The 14,830-nt window shown below is 57.5% G+C and carries 13 protein-coding genes; 8 read left to right on the top strand and 5 right to left on the bottom strand.

The window, feature by feature from the left end; genetic code table 11:
- Window positions 1-18: 18 nt before the first annotated feature.
- Window positions 19-1,650, top strand: coding sequence for a Na+/H+ antiporter (locus H8B20_RS00220; protein WP_210622036.1), 1,632 nt, complete (start codon window positions 19-21; stop codon window positions 1,648-1,650).
- A 25-nt stretch (window positions 1,651-1,675) separates the two neighbouring features.
- On the opposite strand, the gene H8B20_RS00225 is transcribed toward H8B20_RS00220, so the two are convergent.
- The 5 genes from H8B20_RS00225 to map form a co-directional block, all read right to left on the bottom strand.
- Window positions 1,676-2,416 (bottom strand): M12 family metallopeptidase, encoded by a 741-nt coding sequence (locus H8B20_RS00225; protein ID WP_200613722.1) that lies wholly within the window; start codon window positions 2,414-2,416, stop codon window positions 1,676-1,678.
- A 202-nt stretch (window positions 2,417-2,618) separates the two neighbouring features.
- On the bottom strand, window positions 2,619-3,341 hold the full coding sequence (locus H8B20_RS00230) for a M12 family metallopeptidase (protein WP_228732621.1): 723 nt from the start codon (window positions 3,339-3,341) through the stop codon (window positions 2,619-2,621).
- 257 nt (window positions 3,342-3,598) lie between these two features.
- Window positions 3,599-4,798, bottom strand: a complete 1,200-nt coding sequence (gene dapC, locus H8B20_RS00235) for a succinyldiaminopimelate transaminase (protein ID WP_210622037.1) — start codon at window positions 4,796-4,798, stop codon at window positions 3,599-3,601.
- A gap of 43 nt (window positions 4,799-4,841) precedes the next feature.
- Window positions 4,842-7,544: a [protein-PII] uridylyltransferase gene (locus H8B20_RS00240; RefSeq protein ID WP_210622038.1), complete on the bottom strand. Its 2,703-nt coding sequence runs from the start codon at window positions 7,542-7,544 to the stop codon at window positions 4,842-4,844.
- Between the two features lie 40 nt (window positions 7,545-7,584).
- On the bottom strand, window positions 7,585-8,367 hold the full coding sequence (gene map, locus H8B20_RS00245; protein ID WP_042557873.1) for a type I methionyl aminopeptidase: 783 nt from the start codon (window positions 8,365-8,367) through the stop codon (window positions 7,585-7,587).
- 375 nt (window positions 8,368-8,742) lie between these two features.
- Here map and rpsB point away from each other — a divergent pair, with 375 nt between their 5' ends.
- From rpsB to ispC, 7 genes are all read left to right on the top strand, one after another.
- A complete protein-coding gene (gene rpsB / locus H8B20_RS00250) occupies window positions 8,743-9,483 on the top strand; it encodes a 30S ribosomal protein S2 (RefSeq protein WP_042557874.1) in 741 nt (246 codons plus the stop codon).
- Between the two features lie 192 nt (window positions 9,484-9,675).
- On the top strand, window positions 9,676-10,539 hold the full coding sequence (tsf, locus tag H8B20_RS00255; protein ID WP_042557875.1) for a translation elongation factor Ts: 864 nt from the start codon (window positions 9,676-9,678) through the stop codon (window positions 10,537-10,539).
- Between the two features lie 208 nt (window positions 10,540-10,747).
- The gene (pyrH, locus tag H8B20_RS00260; protein WP_003222124.1) at window positions 10,748-11,491 is read left to right on the top strand and encodes a UMP kinase; all 744 of its coding nucleotides are present in this window, start codon (window positions 10,748-10,750) and stop codon (window positions 11,489-11,491) included.
- Window positions 11,488-12,045, top strand: a complete 558-nt coding sequence (gene frr, locus H8B20_RS00265; RefSeq protein WP_042557876.1) for a ribosome recycling factor — start codon at window positions 11,488-11,490, stop codon at window positions 12,043-12,045. Before pyrH ends, frr begins: the two co-directional genes overlap by 4 nt.
- A 14-nt stretch (window positions 12,046-12,059) precedes the next feature.
- Entirely contained in the window at window positions 12,060-12,815 is a 756-nt protein-coding gene (gene uppS / locus H8B20_RS00270) for a polyprenyl diphosphate synthase (protein ID WP_042557877.1), read from the top strand.
- Window positions 12,815-13,621: a phosphatidate cytidylyltransferase gene (locus H8B20_RS00275; RefSeq protein ID WP_150594528.1), complete on the top strand. Its 807-nt coding sequence runs from the start codon at window positions 12,815-12,817 to the stop codon at window positions 13,619-13,621. Before uppS ends, H8B20_RS00275 begins: the two co-directional genes overlap by 1 nt.
- Window positions 13,618-14,808 carry a 1-deoxy-D-xylulose-5-phosphate reductoisomerase gene (gene ispC, locus H8B20_RS00280; RefSeq protein ID WP_210622039.1) on the top strand — a complete coding sequence of 397 codons (1,191 nt, stop codon included), beginning with the start codon at window positions 13,618-13,620 and terminating at the stop codon, window positions 14,806-14,808. The genes H8B20_RS00275 and ispC overlap by 4 nt, the downstream gene beginning before the upstream one ends.
- Window positions 14,809-14,830: the final 22 nt, after the last annotated feature.

Raw genomic sequence — 14,830 nt, forward strand, 5'->3', positions numbered from 1 at the left:
TGTCCGAGATTTTGATTTATGCAAACCGCTTACACCGTCCTGATCCTGCTGATGCTGGTCAGCGTTTCGCGTCTGGTCGGACGGGTTATCCCACTGCCGCTGCCACTTGTGCAAATTGCCGCCGGCGCCTTGCTGGCCTGGCCGACCCTTGGTTTGCACGTGGCGCTGGATCCCGAGTTGTTTCTGTTCCTGTTCCTGCCGCCGCTGCTGTTCTCCGATGGCTGGCGCATGCCCAAGCGCGAACTCTGGCACCTGCGTGGCCCGATCCTGACACTGGCTGTGGGGCTGGTGCTGTTCACGGTGGTCGGCGCCGGGTACTTCATTCATTGGTTATTGCCGACGATCCCGCTGCCGGTGGCGTTCGCGTTGGCGGCAGTGCTGTCGCCGACTGATGCCGTGGCCGTCTCGGCGATCTCGCAAAACCGCTTGCCGACCCCCTTGATGCACATGCTGCAAGGCGAAGCGCTGATGAACGATGCGTCGGGCCTGGTGACGTTCAAGTTTGCTTTGGCCGCTGCGGTAACGGGCGTGTTCTCGCTGACCACCGCCAGTTTGACGTTTGTATTGGTGGCGGTCGGCGGCCTGGCCGTTGGTGTGGCGCTGAGTTGGCTGGTCGGGCGTTTGCGGTCGTGGATGATCGCTCGCGGGTGGGATGATCCGGCGACCCACGTGGTCTTCATGTTGCTGCTGCCGTTTGCGGCTTATGTGTTGGCTGAACGCCTTGGCGCCTCGGGCATTCTGTCGGCGGTGGCGGCGGGGATGATGCAGAGCTGGCTCGATCTGCTGCCGCGCCAGACCAGCACACGATTGCTCAATCGCAGCGTTTGGTCGCTGTTGGAGTTCGCCTTCAATGGCTTGATTTTCCTCCTGCTCGGTCTGCAACTGCCGGACATCATCAAAGCGGTGGTCAGCCATGAACCGACGTTGTGGCCGGCGTTGTTTTACCGCTGCCTCGATGTGATCGCGATTTTCCTCGCACTGGTGCTGCTGCGGTTTATCTGGGTACAGAGCATCTGGCGCATATCGGTGTTGTTGCGGCGGTTGCGTGGTAAAGGTGCGCTGACGCAAGTGCCGACTGCGCGATCCTGCTGGCTGCTGACCGTCGGCGGCGTGCGCGGTGCGGTGACACTGGCGGGTGTGATGTCGGTGCCAATGTTGATGGGGGCGGACGCCTTTCCCGAGCGTGATCTGCTGATCTTTATTGCTGCGGGGGTGATCCTGTTGTCGCTGGTGTCGGCGTGCATCGCCCTGCCGTTGTTGCTGCGCGGCATCGAAAAAAGCCCTGATGACAAGCGTCGTCAAGAGGTTCGCGATGCCTGGCGCAAGACGGCCGAGGCCGCGATTCATGCGCTCGAAACCGAAGAGGCCAATCAGCAGGACGCCGCGCAAGCTGCGCTGGCGGCAGAATTGAAGGCGCGGATCATGTCCGAATACCGCCATCAACTGGACGTGTTCAACGATTCGGCGGAAGCCCAGGCGCTGGCGTTCCAGATGGATTTGCTGGAGCGCCGATTGCGCCTCAAAGCGTTGCGGGCGCAACGACTGGAGTTGTATAGCCTCAGCCGTCATCACCAGATTGGCGATGACGTGCTGCGAGAAGTGTTGGGTGAACTGGATCTGAGTGAGGCCAATCTGGGGGTAGTGAAGTGATGGAATCACCCGGTTCGAGTTGGGCTTACCTCGGATAAAGTAATTTCATCAGCTGTTTGTCTTTTTTGCTGATCTTGCGGTTGATGGGGACTTCCCAGTCACCCACTGTCAGATCGTTCGCCACCGGGTGATGCATGATCGACCTCTTGTCGTAGGCCGTGTAAATCGCTTCCAGCGTGTCGAAAGGGGTAAACAGGTTGTGGTCGACTTGCGCGGGCGTTAGCGGACCCATTTCCCGATTCTGATAGAACTCGTAGACCTTTGGTTTATCCCAGGGGATTTTCGCCTGCGGATGCTGGTGTTCATGCATCGCGCCAAGGGCGTGACCAAACTCATGAGTCACGATGACTTCGAAGTCTGGATGATCCGGTTTTACACCCAGGTCCATGGTTCTGTCATCAGGATGAATCAACAACGCGTCGGTGCCGAGCATTGAGCTGTTGAAGTTATTGGTAGTGGCGATGCGTATGTCACCCACGAGGTCGTCAACGAACTCGAATTTCAGGTTGATATACGGCAACCATTGACTGGCGGCCTTTATGATTTTGTCTTTATGATCCGCTTCGAGTTCGTCCATGAAGGCAATCTTCAAGGTACGGCCGTTTGCCCATAGCTTTGAATAATTGAATACCGAGCGTTTACGGCGGTTGCCGGTAGTTGCGCTTTTCGTCGTGCCGGCATTAGCCGGATTTTCATTGATGGCTGCCGCGTAAGCTTCTTGGTCGTCAGGCCATTGTATAAGTTGGCAATCTGTCAGTTCGTGCATGGTGAATTTCATCCTTGAAATTAAGAGTCGGCAGTTATTCAGATGCTGCGAGTAGTGCAATTCAAGACTAGTACTTGGCCGACAGACAAGTGCGTTACACAGTTATATGGGCTGTTACTTGGTTTTTGAATGTTTCAAGCAAGTGCGAGCAGGGCACCACAGTTGCGCGTCACTTGAAATTGCCGGGTTGGCGCTGACATGCTCAGGCAGGCAATTGCCCATAGTTGAGGGCAGGGTAGATTTTTCTGGCGAAGGCCTTGTCCTTGTCGCTAAGCGTCAAATTGAGGCCAACCGCGTCATTTCCGTAGATCAGGTTGGTAGTTGGGTAATGCATGATCGAGAGTTTGTCGTAGTCGCCGAAGACAGCTGCGTCCGGAGACTCCAGCTCGAAAAGGTTGCTGTCTACGTCCTCCCTTGTCCAGCCATGTTGCTTGCCCAGGAACTCATAGGCCGCTTCCTTGTTCCACGGGATGCGCGCCTCCGGGTGCAAATGGGCGTGGTGGAAGCCTAGGGCGTGGCCAAATTCATGCTGGACCGTGTGGTCGAAAAGCGGTGAGTCCGGCGTGGTGCCCAAAACCATTGTTGGTTCGTTGAAATCCACTTTCAATGCGTCGGTCCCTATAAACGAATAGCTGTCCTTTCCTTGCAGGGCGATCCGAATCATTCCAGGCACGTTTTCGACCAATTCAAAGGCCAGGCTGACGAAAGGTTCCCACTTCCGGATGCCTAGTTCGATTCGATATTTCAGTTCGTCGGACACGTCATGCATGAAAGAGAACGTAATAGTGCTGGCATTCTCCCAGAACTTGGTTGTGTAACCCAAGGAACGTTTACGGCGCACTGCTGGCGCGCCGTTATTGTTTTCCGGGGATCGCTCGAAGTTGTCTGTCGGTTTTGCCATTCTTACGAGGTTATAATTGTGCATGGTCAATATCCTTATTGATTGCCAAAGTGTCGCCTTGATTCAGCTGGCGTCAAAATTTTTATATTTGAGGGTAATAGAGTTTTGGTTTTCGGTAGGCTCGGTTTTAGTAGAAGTTCGCGCGATTAAGATCGCTCTACAATGGCCTGCGTTTCAAGGGGGAAGTTAGACCGAGCGGGAAGAAGAGTAAATGTGCTCGTTGTAAACGCTTATATCACGACGGCTGATACCCGCACCGGATTGCCCGGTGCGGGCCATGATTACTGTTGGCGAGTAATGAACGCGCGGATCCGCTGTGCCGCCTCAACGCATTCGGCAAGTGGTGCAACCAGCGCCATCCGTACCCGGCCTGCGCCCGGATTGACGCCGTCCACTTCGCGGGACAGGTACGAACCTGGCACCACGGTCACGTGTTCTTCGGCAAACAGGTCACGGCAGAATGCCGCATCGTCACCTTTCACGTTTGGCCACAAATAAAAGCTGCCATCGGGACGCTGCACGTCCATTACCGGGCTGAGGATTTCCAGTACTGCGTCGAATTTCTCGCGATACAAGGAGCGGTTGGCGCGCACATGTTCTTCGTCATTCCAGGCGGCAACGCTGGCCAGTTGGGTTTGAACCGGCATCGCACAGCCGTGATAGGTGCGATACAGCAGGAAACCCTTGAGGATCTCGGCATCGCCGGCAACGAAGCCGGAACGCAAACCGGGCAGGTTCGAGCGCTTGGACAGGCTATGGAACACCACGCAGCGCTTGAAATCCTTGCGACCCAGTTCGACGCACGCGCTGAGCAGGCCCGGCGGGGGTGTCTGCTCGTCGAAGTAAAGCTCGCTGTAGCACTCGTCGGCGGCGATCACGAAGTCGTGTTCATCCGCCAAGGCGATGAGTTTTTTCAGGGTGTCGACCGGAATCAGCGCGCCTGTCGGGTTGCCCGGCGAGCACAGGAAAAGAATCTGGCAACGCTTCCAGATGTCCGCTGAAACAGCGTCGAAATCCGGGTTGAAGCCGTTATCGTCCAGGCACGGCAGGTAATGTGGCTTGGCGCCGGCCAGGAACGCCGCGCCTTCGTAGATCTGATAGAACGGGTTCGGGCTGACCACCAGCGCATCATCACCACGATTGACCACAGTCTGGGTAAACGCGAACAGCGCTTCACGGGTGCCATTGACTGGTAACACGTTACGGGCCGGGTCGATCCAGCCGCTCGGAACGCCGAAGCGGCGTTCGCACCAGCCGGCGATGGCTTCGCGCAGGGCCGGGATGCCGAGCGTGGTTGGATACACCGCCATCTGATCCAGACTGTTTGCCAGTGTCTCGGCGACAAAGCCTGGCGAACGGTGTTTCGGCTCACCGATGGACAGCGCGATCGGGCGCTTGTCCGGGTTCGGGGTCACAGTGCCGAGCAGGGCGCGGAGCTTCTCGAACGGGTAGGGCTGGAGCTGGTTCAGAGCTTTGTTCATCGGTGCGGGGTCTCGTGCAAAGCGGTTAAATCAGGTCGCGCATTCAAATACTGATACGCGAAAGATTGATATCGGGTTCATGGCTGACGCTCAACTGCTCGACAATCGCATCCTGCAAGCGGCTGCACAGCAGCGGATCGGACAAGGGCTGATTTTTCGCATCAGTAATAAAGAACACGTCCTCCACTCGTTCGCCCAACGTTGCAATCTTGGCGTTTTGCAGCGACAGGTCAAACTCCAGAAAGATGCCGCCGATCCGCGCCAGCAGACCTGGTCGGTCAGGCGCGGTCAATTCCAGTACGGTGACCGGGCGTTGCGCATCGTTGTGGATAGTGACCTGCGGCGCGAACGCGAAATGCTTGAGCTGGCGCGGCACCCGGCGCTGAATGATCGTCGGGTAGTCGTCCGGATTGCGCAGAGCGTCGGTCAAACCGTCGCGGATCTGCTTGATCCGCACAGGGTTGTCGCCGATGGATTCGCCATCGTTGTCGAGCACGATGTAAGTGTCGAGGGTGAACTGGCTGCTCGAGGTGATAACCCGGGCGTCGTGAATGTTCAGGTTGAGCTGATCCATCGCCGCCACGGTCACCGCGAAGAAGTCGTGCTGATCCGGCGCATAGATGAAGATCTGTGTGCCGCCCTCGAACTCGCGCTGGGTGGTTTCCTTGATCAGTACCAGCGGCCCGCCATCGACGGGTTGCTGGAGGATCGCATCGCTGTGCCAGGCCACGTCGCCGGCGGTGTGGCGCAGGAAATAGTCGTCACCCAACTGCGCCCACAGTTGTTCGACGTCGTCCGGATCGGTGCCGCCGCGCACGAGGATGTCAAGTGCCGCGCTTTGGGTCTGACGGATCTGCTCTTCGCGATCCACCGGGTTCTCCAGACCGCGACGCAATGCCCGCTTGGTTTCGGTGTAGAGCTGGCGCAACAGGCTGGCACGCCACGAATTCCACAGCGTCGGATTGGTCGCATTGATGTCGGCCACGGTCAGCACGTACAGATAGTCGAGACGGGTTTCATCGCCGACTGCCTGCGCGAAGTCGTGGATCACCTGCGGGTCGGACAAGTCCTTGCGCTGGGCTGTGGTCGACATCACCAGGTGGTTCTGCACCAGCCAGACAATCAGGCGGCTATCCCACACTGGCAACTGATGGCGCTGACAGAACGCCTCGGCATCGATCGCGCCGATCTCCGAGTGGTCGCCATGACGGCCCTTGCCGATGTCGTGATACAGGCCGGCGAGATAAATCAGCTCGGGTTTCGGCAGCTTGGCCATGAGCTTGCTGGCCAGCGGGAATTTTTCCGATACCTGGGTGTACTGCAGCTTACGCAGGTGTTTGATCAGGTTCAGCGTGTGTGCATCGACCGTATAGATGTGGAACAGGTCGTGTTGCATCTGCCCGACGATAAAACCGAACTCCGGCAGGTAACGCCCGAGAATTCCGTAACGGTTCATCCGTCGCAGATTGCGATGAATGCCGATCTTGCATTTGAACAGCTCGATAAACAGGCTGGTGTTGCGGATGTCGTTGCGGAAATTGTCGTCGATCAGGTGACGATGTTCGCGCAGCAAACGAACGGTGTCGGCGCGCACGCCTTTGATTTCCGGCTGCTGGGCCATCAGCACGAATATCTCGAGCATGGCGAATGGGGTGCGGCGGAACACATTGTCGTTGCGCGCTTCGATGTAGCCGTCATGTAGCTGGAAGCGTGAATTGATCGGCTGCGGCGGCGCTTCGTCTTCCGGCGCGAGGATGACTTCCTCGAAGTGCTGGATGATCAGGTCGCTCAACTGGGCGATGCTCATCACCACCCGGTAATACTGCTGCATGAAGTTTTCGATGCTGTGTTTGGCGTCATCGCCTTCGAACCCCAGCAACGTCGCAATCGAACGCTGATGATCGAACAGCAGGCGGTCTTCGGAGCGTCCGGCGAGCATGTGCAGGGCGTAGCGCACCTTCCAGAGGAATTCCTGAGAGGACGCGAGCAACGCATTCTCGCTCTCTACCAGGAAACCTTCGCCGGCGAGTGCACGCAAATTCAGCGTGCCGTACTGACGACGGGCAACCCACAGAATCGTCTGAATATCCCGTAGTCCGCCGGGCGAGCCTTTGACGTTGGGTTCCAGGTTGTATTCGGTATCGTTGTACTTGTGGTGGCGAGCTTTCTGCTCGGCGCGTTTGGCCAGGAAAAACTCCTTGGCCGGCCACATGTGCGCAGTGCTGGTGACGTCGAGCATGCGTTGACGCAAACGCTCGGGGCCGCTGATGGTGCGGCTTTCCATGAGGTTGGTGACCACGGTCAGGTCGGCGCGCGCCTCTTGCGCGCATTCGTCCACCGAGCGAACGCTCTGACCGACTTCCAGGCCGATGTCCCACAGCAATGTGAGAAACCGCTCGATGGAATCGCGGAAAACTTCGTGGTCGGCGCTGTCCAGCAGGATCAGCAAATCGATGTCCGAGTAGGGGTGCAATTCGCCCCGGCCGTAGCCGCCGACCGCGACTAGCGCGATGTCTGCGTCTTCGCTCCAGTTGAACTGCTCCCAGGCCTTTTGCAGGATATTGTCGACGAACCAGGCACGATCTTCGATTAGCCGCCGAATATCACGACCACTGCGAAAACGTGCATCAAGCACTTCGCGGGCCTGGCGAATCGCCTTCTTGAAGGCGGCGATGGGGCTCGCTTTCAGGGCCAGCTCAGCCTGGAACTGGCCACGGTCGAAGAGTTCGGGATCCACCTGCGGCATCGATTGGCTTTCCTTCTATAAGGCTGGGAGCGTTTGTGGATCAGGCCGAGATGCGTGGAATGGTGTCATCGGCACGCAGGGTGAAGATCTCGTAGCCGGTGTCGGTGACCAACAGGGTGTGTTCCCACTGGGCCGAGAGTTTGCGGTCCTTGGTGATCGCGGTCCAGCCGTCGCCCAATACTTTGGTGTCGGCCTTGCCCTGATTGATCATTGGCTCGATGGTGAAGGTCATGCCGGCCTTCAGTTCCATGCCAGTACCGGCGCGGCCGTAGTGCAGGATCTGCGGCTCTTCGTGGAACACCTTGCCGATGCCGTGGCCACAGAACTCGCGAACCACCGAGAAGCCGTTCTTTTCCGCGTGTTTCTGGATAACTTCACCGATGTCGCCGAGCCGGCAGCCGGGTTTGACGATCTCGATGGCCTTGTACATGCATTCCTGAGTGATTTGCGACAGACGCTCGGCCCACACCGGCACTTCACCGACATGGAACATGCGGCTGGTATCGCCGTGGTAGCCGTCCTTGATCACGGTCACGTCGATGTTCAGTGTGTCGCCGTTTTTCAGCGGCTTGTCATTCGGGATGCCGTGGCAGACGACGTGGTTGATCGAGGTGCAGATCGACTTCGGGTAACCCTTGTAGTTGAGCGGGGCAGGGATGGCCTGCTGCACGTCGACGATGTAGTCGTGGCAGATCTGGTTCAGTTGATCGGTGGTAACGCCCGGTTTGACGTGTTCGGCAATCATTTCCAGCACATCGGCGGCCAGTTTGCCGGCGACACGCATGCCAGCGATGTCCTCGGGAGTTTTGAGGTTAACGGTCATACAGGCTCTCTTTGCGCTCGGCGGCGCTTGCTGTTACGGATAGGGTGGCAGGTGTGCGTTTTTTGCGACCCTGAAAAACGCGATTCTAACAGACGAGAGGAGCAAATCCGCGCCTGCATGCATCGCGTCTGTCTATACAATGGTGCCCGCGGCGCCGATTCCAAGAGGGCTGAGCCCATGTCCTTGGTGTGATTGCAGATTTCGAGTTCCGTTTCTGCCTTCCTTGTGATATAAAATGCGCCGCTTTCCGGGGATACCCCGAAAGGCTTAAATCCACACACGTGTCGACACGATGACCTGGGTGCTTTTGGCGTTATGCCACTGGTTGGTCATTGGGATACGTGGAGGCCAAACCCGACTTATTAAGGAACTATCATGTCCCAAGTCAATATGCGCGATATGCTGAAGGCCGGTGTGCACTTCGGTCACCAAACCCGTTACTGGAACCCGAAAATGGGTAAATACATTTTCGGCGCGCGTAACAAGATTCACATCATCAACCTTGAAAAAACCCTGCCAATGTTCAACGAAGCTCTGACTTTCGTAGAGCGTCTGGCCCAGGGCAAAAACAAGATTCTGTTCGTCGGCACCAAGCGTTCGGCTGGCAAGATCGTTGCTGAAGAAGCAGCACGTTGCGGTTCGCCGTACGTCGATCACCGCTGGTTGGGCGGCATGCTGACCAACTTCAAAACCATTCGTGCTTCCATCAAGCGTCTGCGTGACCTTGAAGTTCAAGCCGAAGACGGTACTTTCGCCAAGCTGACCAAGAAAGAAGCGCTGATGCGCACTCGTGATCTTGAGAAGCTGGATCGCTCCCTGGGCGGCATCAAGGACATGGGCGGTCTGCCAGACGCACTGTTCGTGATCGACGTTGACCACGAGCGCATCGCGATCACCGAAGCCAACAAGCTGGGCATCCCGGTAATCGGCGTTGTCGATACCAACAGCAGCCCGGAAGGCGTTGACTACATCATCCCAGGCAACGATGACGCAATCCGCGCTATCCAGCTGTACATGGGTTCGATGGCTGACGCTGTTATCCGTGGTCGCAGCAATGTTGGCGGCGGCACTGTAGAGTTCGCAGCTGAAGAAGCTCCGGCAGCTGCAGCTGAGTAATTGACGCCCTGGCGTTGACTCAGTAAGCAAAAAGGGGGCTTGGCCCCCTTTTTGCCACCTCGAAAACCATTTGTTAACAGCGCAGCTACAGCATCTGTAACGTGCAGCGGCTAACAAGGGTGTTTCGGGAAGAATTGAACGCCCGTTCGATCGGGTGGAATGGTTGAAAACCTATCCAAGAGGAATTTGAAAATGGCAGAGATTACTGCAGCGTTGGTTAAAGAACTGCGTGAGCGTACTGGCGAAGGCATGATGGATTGCAAAAAGGCCTTGACCAAGGCCGGCGGCGACATCGAAAAAGCCATCGACGACATGCGTGCTTCGGGCGCCATCAAGGCCGCCAAGAAAGCCGGCAACGTCGCTGCTGAAGGCGCGATCGCTCTGGTTGAAGACGGCAAGTCTGCCGTTCTGCTGGAAGTGAACTCGCAGACCGACTTCCTGGCTCTGCAAGACGACTTCAAGGCATTCGTTGCTGCCAGCGTCAAAAAAGCATTCGACGAGAAGCTCACTACCGTTGAGCCTCTGATCGAATCGCAGGAAGCTGATCGCCTGGTACTGGTCGGCAAGGTTGGCGAAAACGTCAACATCCGTCGTCTGGTTCGCGTTGAAGGTGATGTTGTTGGTGGTTACCTGCACGGCAACAAGATCGGTGTTGCTGTTGTTCTGAAAGGCGGCGACGTTGAGCTGGCCAAGGACATCGCTATGCACGTAGCGGCGACCAACCCTGAATTCCTGCTGCCATCGGAAGTTTCCGCTGAAGCAGTTGAGCGTGAGAAGGGCGTTTTCCTGAGCCTGAACGCTGACAAGATCGCTGGCAAGCCAGAAAACATCGTTGAAAACATGATCAAAGGCCGTATCAGCAAGTTCTTGGCTGAAGCGAGCCTGGTTGAGCAGGCGTTCGTCAAGAACCCTGAAATCAAGGTCGGCGACCTGGCCAAGAAAGCCGGTGCTGAAATCGTTTCCTTCACCTACTTCAAAGTAGGCGAAGGCATCGAGAAACCGGTCGACAACTTCGCTGAAGAAGTTGCTGCCCAGCTGGCTGCCGCCAAGCAGTAAGACGGTTTTCAACTGTCGCCCGAAAGAGGCTGCCCGCTCACGCGCGCAGCCTCTTTTCAGATGGGGTAACCAATTATTTATTGGTTTCCACTTGGAACTGACTTACAAAGCCATGTTCCGATGGCGCTGAAGCAGCGCCAAGCTAGAGTGAACGCCAGCTGAAAACAGCTCGCAAAGAATTTTAAATACGCCGCAGGAGAGATTCGCAATGGCTCAGCAGGGCAGTGGTTATCAGGCTCGCTATAAACGCATTCTACTCAAGCTTAGCGGCGAGGCCCTGATGGGCTCGGAAGAGTTCGGGATCGATCCAAAAGTGCTGGATCGTATGGCGCTGGAAGTCGGCCAACTGGTCGGCATCGGCGTACAGGTCGGTCTGGTGATCGGCGGTGGCAACCTGTTCCGCGGCGAAGCCTTGAGCAAAGCCGGTATGGATCGGGTGACAGGCGACCACATGGGCATGCTGGCCACTGTGATGAACGCCCTGGCCATGCGCGACGCGCTGGAACGTGCGAATATCTCGGCAATCGTCATGTCGGCCATTTCGATGGTGGGCGTGACCGATCACTATGATCGCCGCAAAGCCATGCGTCACCTGAACTCCAAAGACGTAGTGATTTTCGCAGCCGGTACCGGCAATCCGTTCTTTACCACGGATTCGGCAGCCTGCCTGCGTGCAATCGAAATCGATGCCGATGTCGTCCTCAAGGCGACCAAGGTCGATGGCGTCTACACCGCAGATCCGTTCAAAGACCCGCATGCCGAGAAGTTCGATCATCTGACTTATGATGAAGTACTGGATCGCAAGCTGGGTGTAATGGACCTGACAGCTATTTGCCTGTGCCGCGACCACAAGATGCCGCTGCGTGTATTCAACATGAACAAGCCCGGCGCCCTGCTGAACATCGTGCATGGCGGCGCTGAAGGCACCCTGATCGAGGAAGGTCAACAATGATCAACGAAATCAAGAAAGACGCTCAAGAGCGTATGCAGAAATCCCTGGACTCTCTGGCCCACGCATTTGGTCAGATTCGTACCGGCAAGGCTCACCCAAGCATTCTGGGCAGCGTAATGGTGCCGTACTACGGCGCTGATACCTCCATTACCCAAGTGGCCAACATCACCGTAAAAGACTCGCGCACCCTGCAAGTCGTGGCTTTCGAGCGCAACATGCTCGCGGCTGTCGACAAGGCGATCCAGAGCGCTGGTCTGAACCTCAACCCGACCAACCTGGGCGAGTTGTTGCTGATCTCCATGCCTGCCCTGACCGAAGAAACCCGCAAGGGCTTCACCAAGCAGGCACGCAGTGCCGCTGAAGACGCTCGTGTTGCCGTGCGCAACATCCGTCGCGATGCGCTGGGCGATTTGAAGAAGCTGGTTAAAGACAAAGAAATCAGCGAAGACGAAGAGCGTCGCGCTGCTGCCGATATCCAGAAACTCACCGACAAGGCTGAGGCTGATATCGACGCGGCTACCAAGCAGAAAGAAGCGGATTTGATGGCCGTATAAGGGTCGAGTTTTTAATGGACAAGACCAAGCAGACTGCGCCGTCCGCGGTGCCGCGCCATGTCGCGATCATCATGGATGGCAACAATCGCTGGGCGAAAAAACGCTTTATGCCGGGTGTCGCCGGGCATAAGGCGGGCGTGGATGCGGTTCGTGCGGTAATCGAGGTGTGTGCCGAGGCCAAGGTCGAGGTGCTCACCCTGTTCGCTTTCTCCAGTGAAAACTGGCAGCGCCCGGCCGATGAGGTCAGCGCTTTGATGGACCTGTTCTTCAAGGCGCTGCGTCGTGAGGCCAAGCGCCTTAACGACAACAACATCAGCTTGCGCATCATCGGTGATCGCTCGCGCTTTCATCCGGAGCTTCAGGTCGCGATGCGCGAAGCCGAGGCCATGACCGCGGGTGCCAACCGTTTCATCCTGCAAATTGCCGCCAATTACGGCGGTCAGTGGGATATCGCACAAGCTGCACAGCGTCTTGCACGTGAGGTTCAGGCCGGGCATCTGCGTCCGGAGGACATCACCCCGGATCTGCTGCAAACGTGTCTGGCAACCGGCGATCTGCCGTTGCCGGACTTGTGCATCCGCACCGGTGGCGAGCACCGCATCAGCAACTTCCTGTTGTGGCAACTGGCTTACGCCGAGTTGTACTTCTCCGACCTGTTCTGGCCGGACTTCAAACACGATGCCATGCGCAATGCGCTGGCCGATTTCGCTTCGCGCCAACGTCGCTTCGGTAAAACGAGCGAACAGGTCGAAGCTGGAGCCCGGGTTTAATGCTTAAACAACGAATCATCACCGCGCTGATCCTGCTGCCGATCGCCTTGTGCGGGTTTTTCCTGCTTGAAGGTTCCGGTTTTGCGCTGTTCATCGGTCTGGTCGTGAGCCTGGGCGCCTGGGAATGGGCGCGACTCGCGGGCTTCACTGCACAATCGTTCCGCGTCGGTTTTGCCGCCGTCGTCGCGTTGATGCTGTTCGTCATGTATGTGCTGCCCGGTCTCGCACCTTGGGTGCTCGGTGCTTCGGTGCTGTGGTGGGCGGTCGCGACGTATCTGGTGCTGACCTATCCACGTTCCAGTGAGCATTGGTCCAGTGCGGCCACCAAACTGGTGATCGGCTTGCTGATTTTGCTGCCGGCCTGGCAAGGTCTGGTACAAATCAAGCAGTACCCGTTGGGTAACTGGCTGATCATGGCGGTCATGGTGTTGGTCTGGGGCGCAGATATCGGTGCCTATTTCTCTGGCCGTAAATTTGGCAAGCGTAAGTTGGCTCCTCAAGTCAGCCCCGGTAAGAGCTGGGAAGGCGTTTACGGTGGTCTGGCGCTGAGCCTGGTGATCACCGCAATTGTCGGCCTGGTGCGTGACTGGACGGTAGCCGAGTTGCTCAAGGGGCTGATTGGCGCTGCGCTGATCGTCTTTATCTCGGTCGTGGGAGACCTGACCGAAAGCATGTTCAAGCGTCAGTCCGGCATCAAGGACAGCAGTAACCTGTTGCCCGGTCATGGCGGCGTGCTTGATCGCATCGACAGTCTGACCGCGGCCATTCCGGTGTTTGCCGTGTTGCTGTGGATGGCTGCGCCGTGAGCCGCCCGCAACTGATTACCGTGCTGGGCGCTACCGGCTCGATTGGCCTGAGTACCCTTGATGTGATTGCGCGTCATCCTGAGCGTTATCAGGTGTTCGCGTTGAGCGGTTTTACGCGCCTCAGCGAATTGTTGGCCTTGTGCATACGTCACGTGCCGCAATTTGCCGTGGTGCCGGAAGTCGCTGCAGCTCGCGGTTTGCAGGATGATTTGCGTGCAGCCGGTCTGGCGACTCGTGTGCTGGTGGGTGAGGCTGGCTTGTGTCAGGTCGCTTCTGCGCCGGAAGTCGATGCGGTCATGGCGGCGATCGTCGGTGCCGCAGGTCTGCGTCCGACGCTGGCGGCTGTCGAAGCAGGCAAGAAGATTCTGCTGGCTAACAAGGAGGCGCTGGTCATGTCCGGCGCCCTGTTCATGCAGGCTGTGCGCAAGAGTGGTTCGGTGCTGCTGCCAATCGACAGCGAGCACAATGCGATTTTCCAGTGCATGCCACAGGATTTCGCCAGTGGATTAAGCAAGGTCGGAGTCCGTCGGATTTTACTGACAGCTTCTGGTGGACCGTTCCGGCAGACGCCCATGAGTGAGTTGGCGCATGTGTCGCCTGAGCAGGCGTGTGCGCATCCGAACTGGTCAATGGGTCGCAAGATTTCCGTGGATTCGGCCAGCATGATGAACAAAGGTCTCGAACTGATCGAGGCCTGCTGGTTGTTTGATGCAAAACCAGCGCAGGTCGAGGTGGTGATTCATCCGCAAAGCGTGATTCACTCGCTGGTCGATTATGTCGACGGTTCGGTCCTGGCTCAGTTGGGCAATCCTGACATGCGCACTCCGATCGCCAACGCGCTGGCCTGGCCGGAGCGTATCGACTCCGGCGTCGCGCCGCTGGATCTGTTTGCGATCGCGCGCCTGGACTTCGAAGCGCCGGATGAAGAGCGCTTCCCGTGCCTGCGTCTGGCGCGGGAAGCGGCCGAGGTGGGCGACAGCGCACCGGCAATGCTCAATGCGGCCAACGAAGTGGCGGTGGCAGCGTTTCTCGACGGACGGGTTCGTTACCTGGAAATCGCGAGTATCATCGAGGAAGTCTTGAACCTCGAGCCGGTCGTAACGCTGGATGATCTCGATGCTGTGTTCACGGCGGACGCGAAGGCGCGAGTTCTGGCCGAGCAATGGCTGGCTCGTCACGACCGATAGGTTTTGCAACACAATAGTTTCA

Source organism: Pseudomonas sp. P42, assembly GCF_017973755.1.
Taxonomy (GTDB): Bacteria; Pseudomonadota; Gammaproteobacteria; order Pseudomonadales; family Pseudomonadaceae; genus Aquipseudomonas; species Aquipseudomonas iridis.